General features: G+C 69.5%; 7 protein-coding genes and 1 rRNA gene. 5 read left to right on the top strand and 3 right to left on the bottom strand.

What is annotated here, in order from left to right; all coding sequences use genetic code 11:
• Positions 1–7 precede the first annotated feature (7 nt).
• Both VFR90_RS07810 and VFR90_RS07815 read right to left on the bottom strand, forming a co-directional pair.
• Positions 8–1,138, bottom strand: a complete 1,131-nt coding sequence (locus tag VFR90_RS07810) for a histidine kinase (RefSeq protein WP_326405545.1) — start codon at positions 1,136–1,138, stop codon at positions 8–10.
• A complete protein-coding gene (locus VFR90_RS07815) occupies positions 1,135–2,451 on the bottom strand; it encodes a CaiB/BaiF CoA transferase family protein (protein ID WP_326405546.1) in 1,317 nt (438 codons plus the stop codon). Before VFR90_RS07815 ends, VFR90_RS07810 begins: the two co-directional genes overlap by 4 nt.
• A 40-nt stretch (positions 2,452–2,491) precedes the next feature.
• On the opposite strand from VFR90_RS07815, the gene VFR90_RS07820 reads away from it, so the two are divergent.
• The 3 genes from VFR90_RS07820 to VFR90_RS07830 all read left to right on the top strand — a co-directional run bounded on the left by VFR90_RS07820 (position 2,492) and on the right by VFR90_RS07830 (position 3,777).
• Positions 2,492–3,007, top strand: a complete 516-nt coding sequence (locus VFR90_RS07820) for a hypothetical protein (protein ID WP_326405547.1) — start codon at positions 2,492–2,494, stop codon at positions 3,005–3,007.
• A 61-nt stretch (positions 3,008–3,068) separates the two neighbouring features.
• Positions 3,069–3,539 (top strand): PTS sugar transporter subunit IIA, encoded by a 471-nt coding sequence (locus VFR90_RS07825; protein ID WP_326405548.1) that lies wholly within the window; start codon positions 3,069–3,071, stop codon positions 3,537–3,539.
• Positions 3,508–3,777, top strand: coding sequence for an HPr family phosphocarrier protein (locus tag VFR90_RS07830; RefSeq protein ID WP_326405549.1), 270 nt, complete (start codon positions 3,508–3,510; stop codon positions 3,775–3,777). The genes VFR90_RS07825 and VFR90_RS07830 overlap by 32 nt, the downstream gene beginning before the upstream one ends.
• A gap of 9 nt (positions 3,778–3,786) precedes the next feature.
• On the opposite strand, the gene VFR90_RS07835 is transcribed toward VFR90_RS07830, so the two are convergent.
• The gene (locus VFR90_RS07835) at positions 3,787–4,635 is read right to left on the bottom strand and encodes a GNAT family N-acetyltransferase (protein ID WP_326405550.1); all 849 of its coding nucleotides are present in this window, start codon (positions 4,633–4,635) and stop codon (positions 3,787–3,789) included.
• 135 nt (positions 4,636–4,770) lie between these two features.
• Between VFR90_RS07835 and ptsP the strand changes: the two genes are divergently transcribed.
• Both ptsP and VFR90_RS07845 read left to right on the top strand, forming a co-directional pair.
• Positions 4,771–6,492, top strand: coding sequence for a phosphoenolpyruvate--protein phosphotransferase (gene ptsP, locus VFR90_RS07840; protein WP_326405551.1), 1,722 nt, complete (start codon positions 4,771–4,773; stop codon positions 6,490–6,492).
• Between the two features lie 236 nt (positions 6,493–6,728).
• Positions 6,729–7,356 (top strand): 16S ribosomal RNA (locus VFR90_RS07845); the annotation flags it as partial.

The following is a 7,356-nucleotide window of genomic DNA, read 5'->3' on the forward strand; positions in this document are numbered from 1 at the left end:
GGCGACCTCAGAGCTGCCGGGAGAGTTCGAAGACCAGCGCCGGCGGGAGCTGGTGGTACAGGCTTTCGCGGCCGACCTTGGCGCGTTCGAGCGCCGGCGGCTCGGCAGCCGTCAGCGGCGGCGACCACGTGTCGGCCTGCTCGACGATCTCGACCAGCCCGATCGCCGGCAGCTCCGCGCGCAGCTCCCTGGCGAACTGCTCGAGCTTCGCGCCGTGCAGCACGCCTTCGTAGACCAGCGCGTGCGGCATCGTTTCGTTGCAGAAGCTGATCGCCTCGTCGACCGAGCCGACGAAGTCGAGCACCAGCCCCATGCGCGCGATCGACTCGCGCACCTCGAGCCGCAGTGCGCGGCGCGCCGACAGCACCAGCACGTGGCTGCCGGCCAGCGGCTTGGAGTTGAGGCTGGAGATGTCGCCGGGGTCGCGCTCGGGTGGCGCGGCGTCGGGCGGGGCGTCGAGATCGGCGGTCTTCGGAAAGCCCAGCAGCAGCGCGGTGCGGCCGGCCTCGTGCTCGCTCGCGACGGCGAGCCCCAGGCTGCCCGCGAGTTCGAGCAGCAGGTGCCGGTTCAGCGACACCGGCCGCTGCATACCGGCCGCCTCGGGCACGGCCGGGCGGCGCGCGTCGGCTTCGTGCACGTGGCAGGCGATGCGGCCGTGGCGCGTCACCGGGTCGCGATCGACCCGCAGCGTCACCCGCTTGCCGCCCAGCTCGACCGCCCAGTCGACCAGGCTGTTGAGCAGGCTGAACAGCAGCGCCGGATCGGCGAGCACCTCGATCGGCCGGCTGCTGTGCTTGACCTCGATGCCGCGCGAGCCGAGCTCGCGCGAGCGCTGCGTCAGCACGTTCTGCAGCGTCGCGGCGAGGTCGAGCTTCTCGTCGGACTGGCGCAGCCGGCGTGCGCCGAAACGCGCGAGCTGCTGGCCGACGATGCCGATGCGCCGGGCCGATTCGATCTCGCCGCGCAGCTCGCGCAGGCTGGCCTGGTCGATGCGGCCGGTGGTCGCGAGCTGCACCACCCGTTCGAGCGCGGCCGACAGCGGCTCGGCGACCTCGCGGCCGACCTGCGCGACGAGCGCGCGCCAGTGCTCGGGCGTCTCGCGCGCATCGTGTCCCGGCTCTTGCGGCGTGTCGCTCATGCCTGCCTTGCCGACGAACCGAGCGCGCCCGCCGCGCGACAGGCGGCGACCTGGGCCTCGCTCCAGCCGAGCCAGTCGGCCAGCACCTCGGCGGCGTGCTGGCCGAGCAGCGGCGGCGCGCGGCGCGTCGCGGCCGGCGTCGCCGACAACTTCAAAGGGCTGGCGACCAGCCGCAGCGCATCGGCGAGCGGATGCTCGAGCGTCTCGACCATGCCGCGGGCGCGCACTTGCGGATCGTCGAAAACCTGCGCAAGGTCGTTGATCGGCCCGCAGGGCACGCCCGCGGCTTCGAGCGCCGCCAGCCAGCCGGCGCGCGGCCGCTCGCGCAGCAGCGCGGCCAGCCGCGGCACCAGCGCCGCGCGGTGGCGCACGCGCCCGGCGTTCTTCGCATAGCGCTCGTCGCGCGCGAGCGCCGGCGCGCCGAGCACTTCGCAGAGCTTCTCGAACTGGCCGTCGTTGCCGACCGCGAGGATGAAGGGCCCGTCGGCCGCCTCGAACACCTGGTAAGGAACGATGTTGCGGTGAGCGTTGCCGGCGCGGCCCGGCACCTCGCCGCTGACAAGGTAGTTCGCGCCGAGGTTCGCGAGCATCGCGACCTGGGTGTCGAGCAGCGCCATGTCGAGGTGCTGGCCCAGGCCGCGGCGAAAGCCGTCGCGGTCGCGGTGGCGCAGCGCGGCGAGGATGCCGACGGTCGCGTACATCCCGGTGAACAGGTCGGCCACCGCGACGCCGACCTTCTGCGGGCCGGCGCCGCCGCTGCCGTCGGCGATCTCGTCGGGCGAGGGCCCGGTGACGCTCATCAGGCCGCCGAGGCCCTGCACTGCGTAGTCGTAGCCGGCGCGGTCGCGGTAGGGCCCGGTCTGGCCGTAGCCGGTGACCGAGCAGTAGACGAGCTGCGGATTCAGTGCGTGCAGGCTCGCGAAGTCGAGGCCATGCCGGGCGAGATCGCCGACCTTGAAGTTCTCGACCAGCACGTCGGCCTCGCGCGCGAGTTGGCGCACCAGTGAGTGGCCCTGCGGATGTGCCAGGTCGATCGTGATCGAGCGCTTGTTGCGGTTGGCGCCGAGGAAGTAGGCGGATTCGGCGCTCTCCGCGCCGAGGCGGTCGCGCAGGAAGGGCGGCCCCCAGCCGCGGGTGTCGTCGCCGGCGCCGGGGCGCTCGACCTTGACCACGTCGGCGCCCAGATCGCCGAGCACCTGGGTGCACCAGGGGCCGGCGAGGACGCGCGAAAGGTCGAGCACCCGAAGGCCTCCAAGCGAGCGCGGCACGGGCGTTTCGCCAGCGTGCGGCGCGGCGGGTTCGGAGACGACCATGCGAACGATTCTGCCGCGCGCCCCTTTCGATAATCGCGCCATGCAAGGGGTTGGCAAGGCCTGGATCGCATGCGTGGCGCTGGCGCTGCTGGGCGCCTGCGCACCGGCGCTCGACTGGCGCGAAGTGCGCACCGAGGGCGGCGTGTTGACCGCCTGGCTGCCGTGCAAGCCGCAGCGCCGCATGCGTGAAGTCGAGCTGGCCGGCTCGAAGGTGTCGATGGAGATGCTCGGCTGCCGCGCGGCCGACAGCACCTGGGGCCTGACCGGTGCCGATGTCGGCGAGCCGGCCCGCGTCGAGCCGGCGCTGGCCGCGCTGCGGCAGGCGCGCAGCGAGAACCTCGGTGCGCCGCCGTCGGCGGTGTCGGACGTCGAGCTCGCCGGGCGCCGCGCGACCCGCCTGCGCATCGCCGGCCACGGGGCGGAGGGGCAGGCGGTCGTCGAGCACAGCCTGATCTTCGCGAGCGGCACGCGCGTCTTCCATCTGGCCGTGATCGGCGCCGAGCCCGGCACCGACGCGCTCGACGCCTTCTTCGGCCAGCTGCGCCTCGCGCGCTGAAAGCCGGCTTCGTGCATGCCCGAGCAGGATCGTCGCGCGCGAATCGTGCTCGAATGAGCGCATGACCGCACTTGTTGTCGTCGCGCACGCGCCGCTGGCTTCGGCGTTGAAGGCCGCGGCGGCGCATGCCTTCCCCGAGGCCGCGGCGCGGCTCGCGACGCTGGATGTGCAGCCGCACGACGCACCCGAGGCGATCGAGCAGCAGCTGCGGCGCCTGCTCGCGGACGCGGCGGCCTACGATCCGCGCCACGAGGCGCTGATCCTCTGCGACGTGTTCGGCGCGACGCCGAGCAACGTCGCGCAGCGGCTGGCCGACGGCTTGCGTGTGAAGGTGGTCACCGGCGTCAACGTGCCGATGCTGTGGCGCGCGCTGAACTACGTGCACGAGCCGCTGGAGACGCTGGCAGCGCGCGCGCTGGCCGGCGCGAATCAGGGCGTGCTCGTCGTCGCGGCGGCGCGCCCGCAGAACCAGAACCCGCTCATCGGAACCCGACCCGGCGATGCCTACGGCTCACGTCAAGATCAGCAATAAGCTGGGGTTGCACGCGCGTGCCTCGGCCAAGCTCACCAAGCTGGCCGGCAGCTACCCCTGCGACATCTTCATGAGCCGTGGCGCGCGCCGCGTGAACGCGAAAAGCATCATGGGCGTGATGATGCTGGCCGCGGGCATGGGCACCGAAGTCGAGATCGAGTGCACCGGCGAGCGCGACGCCGAGGCGCTGGACGCGCTGCTCGCGCTGATCAACGACAAGTTCGGCGAGGGCGAGTAGCCGTCGCGATCAGCCGGCCGCGCCCAGGAAGTGGCGGCGGTACTTCGCCGGCAGGTCGCCGATGCGCATCAGCATCGGCAGGTCGGCGGTGTTGAAGTCCGGGTCCCACGCCGGCGCGCCCAGCACCTTCGCGCCGCAGCGCAGGTAGCCCTTGATGAGCGGCGGGGGCTCCACGTCGAGGTGGCGGTCGAGCTCGTCGATCGGCAGCGGCAGCCGCGGCTCGACGCGCCATTCGATCGGCGCCAGGTGCGTCGCGCTCAACTGGCGCCACAAGCTTGCGGCCACATGGCCGCCGTCGCGCATGCTGATGCTGGCGCAGCCGACCATGGTGTCGAGCTCGTTGCGGACCATGAATTCCGCCAGCGCGCCCCACAGCGCGAGGATCGCGCCGCCCGAGCGGTGCTCCGGGTGCACGCAGGAGCGGCCCAGCTCGACCATGCGCGAGCGCAGCGGCCGCAGCCGGGTCAGGTCGAACTCGGTCTCGCTGTAGAGCCCGCCGATGCGGCGCGCGGCCGCCGGCGTCAGCACCCGATAGGTGCCGATGACGGAGCCCGGCTCGCCGTCGTCGCCGGCCAGGCGAACCAGCAGGTGCTCGCAAAACGGGTCGAACACATCCACGTCGAGTCCGGGCGGCGTGCCGGCCGGCGGCGCGAGGCGCGCGCCCATCTCGTCGGCGAAGACGGCGTACCTCAGGCGCTGCGCCTCGCGAACCTCGCCTTCATCGCGTGCCCAAACCACCTCAAGGCGCGCACGTGCGGCGGCAGCTTGTTCGTGGCATCGAAGTGACCTCCGTGGGCCGGGCGCATCGAGCGCGGCGATGTCCTGGAGCGCGAGCGTCGGCAGCGGCAGATCCCTCATCGTGGCCTCGTGTCGAATGGACTGCCGGCGACTTTGAGACGGTGCCGTGACGCGCCGATGTAGCCCAGGTGACGAGGGGGTGACACGCTGCATCGATGCACGCGCTCGTCAAAACGCCGCTGCTAGCATCGATCCATGAGCCTGCAGCTCTTCGGCCTGCCGGTGTCGCGAGGCATCGCGATCGGCCGGGCCGTGCTCGTCGCGTCGAGCCGCGTGGACGTGGCGCACTACTTCGTCGAGGCAGGGCAGGTCGAGCCCGAGATCGCGCGCTTGCGCAGCGCGCGCGACGCGGTGGCGGCCGAGCTGGGCGGTCTTCAGCGGGGCTTGCCAGCCGACGCGCCCTCGGAGCTGTCCGCGCTGCTCGACGTGCACCTGATGCTGCTGTTCGACGAGGCGCTCACGGGCGCGACCGCTCAGTGGATCCGGGAGCGGCACTACAACGCCGAGTGGGCGGTGTCGGCGCAGCTCGAGGTGCTCGCTCGCCAGTTCGACGAGATGGAGAACGACTATCTGCGCGAACGGAAGGCCGACCTCGAGCAGGTCGTCGAGCGGCTGTTGAGCGCATTGAAGCGCCTCAGCGGCGCAGAGCGCAGCGACGGCTCCCCGCCCGCCCCCTTCGTACCAGTCGGCGGGTTCGGCGACGAGCCCTTGATCCTCATCGCCAACGACATCTCGCCCGCCGACATGCTGCAGTTCAAGCGCAGCGTGTTCCGCGGCTTCGTCACGGATGTCGGCGGCCGAACCTCTCACACCGCGATCGTGGCCCGCAGCCTGGGTATTCCGGCGGTGGTCGGTGCGAGGGAGGCGAGCCGGCTGGTGCAGCAGGACGATTGGGTGGTCGTCGATGCGGACAGCGGTGTGCTGATCGTCGACCCGTCGCCGATCCTCCTCGAGGAGTACCGCTTCCGTCAGCGCCACAGCGAAGTCGAACGCGAACGGCTCGGGCGGCTGCGCTACACGCCGGCGGTGACGCTCGACGGCGAGCCGGTCGAGCTGCTCGCGAACATCGAACTGCCCGGGGACGCGGCGGCGGCGATCGAGGCCGGCGCGGTCGGCATCGGTCTCTTTCGCAGCGAGTTCCTCTTCCTGAATCGCAGCAACGGCTTGCCTGGCGAGGACGAGCAATACGAGGCTTACCGGTCGGTGGTCGAGGCGATGAACGGGCTGCCGGTGACGATCCGCACCGTGGACATCGGTGCGGATAAGTCGCTTGACCGCATGACGGTACAGGAGCTGCGGCACGAGCACGCGCTGAACCCGGCGCTGGGCTTGCGCGCGATCCGCTGGAGCTTGGCGGAGCCGAGCATGTTTCGTCAGCAGCTGCGCGCCATCCTGCGGGCCGCGGCCCATGGCGAGGTACGGGTGTTGATCCCGATGCTGGCGCATTTGAGCGAGATCCGCGCGACCGTCGAGGCCTTGGCACGTGCCCGTGCGCAGCTCGCCGAAGCGGGCCGCAGCTTCGGTGCGGTGCGTCTGGGGGCGATGATCGAAGTCCCGGCGGCGGCGTTGATGATCGAGACCTTCCTCGATCACTTCGACTTCGTCTCGATCGGAACGAACGACTTGATCCAGTACACGCTCGCGATCGATCGCGCCGACGAAGCGGTGGCGCACTTGTACGACCCGCAGCATCCGGCAGTGCGTGAACTCGTCAGCCGCACCATTGCAAGCGCGGTGCGCCGGGGCAAGCCAGTCAGTGTCTGCGGGGAGATGGCAGGCGACCCAGTGTTCACCGCGCCGCTGCTTGCGATGGGGCTGCGTAGCTTCTCGATGCACCCGGCTCAGATCGCGAACATCAAGCAGCAGGTGCTGCGCCTTGACAGTCGTCGTTCCCGTAACTTGGACGTGTTCACTTGACCGCCCGGTCCGGCGAGGAAGTGCGTCGCCGAACCCGACCGGTTGACAAGGTCTTTAGCACCTCCCATAATCTCGCTTCTTCGCTGCACACACCGCCGCGAATGATCTTTAAAAACAAACAGCCGATAAGCGTGGGCGTGCGGAATAAAGTGCCATGGCTGTAAAGCCAAGGTCTTATGACCTAACGCTCACTGAAGTGAAGTTCACTTCAATTCTTTGAGCAAACATTCAAGATCGAACTGAAGAGTTTGATCCTGGCTCAGATTGAACGCTGGCGGCATGCCTTACACATGCAAGTCGAACGGTAACGCGGGGCAACCTGGCGACGAGTGGCGAACGGGTGAGTAATACATCGGAACGTGCCCAACAGTGGGGGATAGCCCGGCGAAAGCCGGATTAATACCGCATACGACCTTTGGGTGAAAGCGGGGGATCGCAAGACCTCGCGCTGACGGAGCGGCCGATGTCGGATTAGCTTGTTGGTGGGGTAAAAGCCTACCAAGGCAACGATCCGTAGCTGGTCTGAGAGGACGACCAGCCACACTGGGACTGAGACACGGCCCAGACTCCTACGGGAGGCAGCAGTGGGGAATTTTGGACAATGGGGGCAACCCTGATCCAGCACTGCCGCGTGAGTGAAGAAGGCCTTCGGGTTGTAAAGCTCTTTCAGACGGAAAGAAATCGGGCGAGCGAATACCTCGCCTGGATGACGGTACTGTCAGAAGAAGCACCGGCTAACTACGTGCCAGCAGCCGCGGTAATACGTAGGGTGCGAGCGTTAATCGGAATTACTGGGCGTAAAGCGTGCGCAGGCGGCTTTGCAAGACAGATGTGAAATCCCCGGGCTCAACCTGGGAACTGCAT

The organism is Methylibium sp. (assembly GCF_035762065.1).
Taxonomy (GTDB): Bacteria; Pseudomonadota; Gammaproteobacteria; order Burkholderiales; family Burkholderiaceae_C; genus Methylibium.